The sequence below is a fragment of the Agaribacterium haliotis genome, assembly GCF_002312815.1.
GTDB lineage: Bacteria > Pseudomonadota > Gammaproteobacteria > Pseudomonadales > Cellvibrionaceae > Agaribacterium > Agaribacterium haliotis.
On the sequence record NZ_NKQJ01000032.1, the window covers coordinates 1 to 1,808 of the forward strand.

General features: G+C 46.5%; 1 protein-coding gene. It reads left to right on the top strand.

Annotated features, from left to right (window positions below; all coding sequences use genetic code 11):
- Positions 1 to 75 precede the first annotated feature (75 nt).
- Positions 76 to 1,662, top strand: a complete 1,587-nt coding sequence (locus CFK45_RS18215; RefSeq protein WP_096087878.1) for a transposase — start codon at positions 76 to 78, stop codon at positions 1,660 to 1,662.
- Positions 1,663 to 1,808 lie beyond the last annotated feature (146 nt).

The following is a 1,808-nucleotide window of genomic DNA, read 5'->3' on the forward strand; positions in this document are numbered from 1 at the left end:
GCGTTGAGACTGTAGAAAAACTCATTTCCTTCCCTGTATGTTGATAAAATGCGATAAGTTAATCCGGGGTGACTTATGGCAAATTATCTACCAGCTGACTTGAACCAAACCAAGATGTTTGTTTGTAATCTAGCTGATCAGCTTCAGCGAGGTACATTCGAATTTGCGCTTTACCACCTCGTTACAAACCGTCTAAATCTGTCGAAGTTCGACGCTTGTTATAAAAACGGAACTAGCAAAGGCGGCCGTAAAGCATACGACCCCGCTGTTTTACTTAAGATAATACTTTTTGCCTATTACAAAGGTGTACGCAGCAGCCGCGAAATCGCTTGGTGTTGCGAGAACAATCTAATATTTCGCGCCTTGTCTTGCGATACCGCACCGCACTTCACAACCATCGCTAATTTTGTCAGCCGTCACCATGGACTTATGGGGGACTTGTTCGAACAGGTTTTGCTTATTTGCCACGAGGAAAAACTGTTGGGTAACGAGCTGATTGCTATCGACGGCTGTAAAATCCCTTCTAACGCATCACGGGAGTGGTCCGGTACTCACAACGAGCTTGAGCAAAAGCGCGACAAAATTCGCAAGCAAATTCATAAACATATTGATGCCCATCTCGCACTGGACATCGATGAGAAAGACTACGATCAACGAGCGCTTCGGCATCAACAAGCGATTGGCACACTTGATCACGCCTGCGATCGTATTGACGCTTTTTTGCAAGAGAATGAAAGGCGTATGGGGCAAGGCAAGGTACCGAAGGAAGTCAAAAGTAATGTGACGGATAATGAAAGCGCCAAAATGAAGACCACTACGCGCGGGACGATTCAAGGATATTGTGCGGTTACCGCAGCCGATAGAAAGCACCAGATCATTACGTCTACTGATGTTTACGGGCACGCGCAGGAACAGGCCATTACCATTCCGTTCCTGGAAGACATGCGTGATCGCTACAAGGATTTGGGCATTAGAAAAGATCTATATAAGTCGCGCACCATTATCACCGCAGATACTGGCTTTTATAGCGCCGCCAATAACGAGTATTTTAAGAGCAACAAGGTCAACGCGGTCACACCGGACCCTCATTTTCGCCAACGTGACCCGGCCTTCGATGAGCAAAAAGAAAAGCACGGAAAGCGCCATGCCGATGAAGCGACGCGTAGAGCCCAACTCATTCCCGCCTCTGAATTCGAATTTAATCAGAAAAACAAGACCTGTGTTTGTCCTCAGGGTAATGAATTGAGTTTTCGCCGTAGATCGAACAAGGGCAATGGCAATGTCACTTTCTTTTTCGAAGGTAAGTTATTGCAGTGCCGCCACTGTCCGAAAAAACATGAGTGCATGGAAAACCCCGAATCAGCGGATCATCGAAAAGGTTGCGGCCGTCAGGTCTCATTTACCGTCAAGGGAAAAAAGAAAAAGCGCACGGCGTCGGACTGGATGGAGAAACGCGTCGATAGCGAATGGGGTAAAACCGTCTATGGACATCGCATGTCGGTCATTGAGCCGGTGTTTGCGAATATTGGTACGCAAAAAGGTCTGGATCGATTCAGTTTGCGTGGCCGTGATAAGGTGCGAGGGCAATGGAAGTTGTATTGCATGGTGCATAATATCGAAAAGATCATGAAATACGGGAAAAGTTATCAACAGGCGGCGTAATACGCTGCTTTTTTCTTGTGTTACCGACGAGCGCGCATAATACGTGATTATGTTAAACGGTTGTGGTTAAATTCTAGGCAATCAATATAAGCAATAGCTTGTGAAAACGCTGAGCAAGATGAAGCCGTTTTGCTACGGGCTCGTTA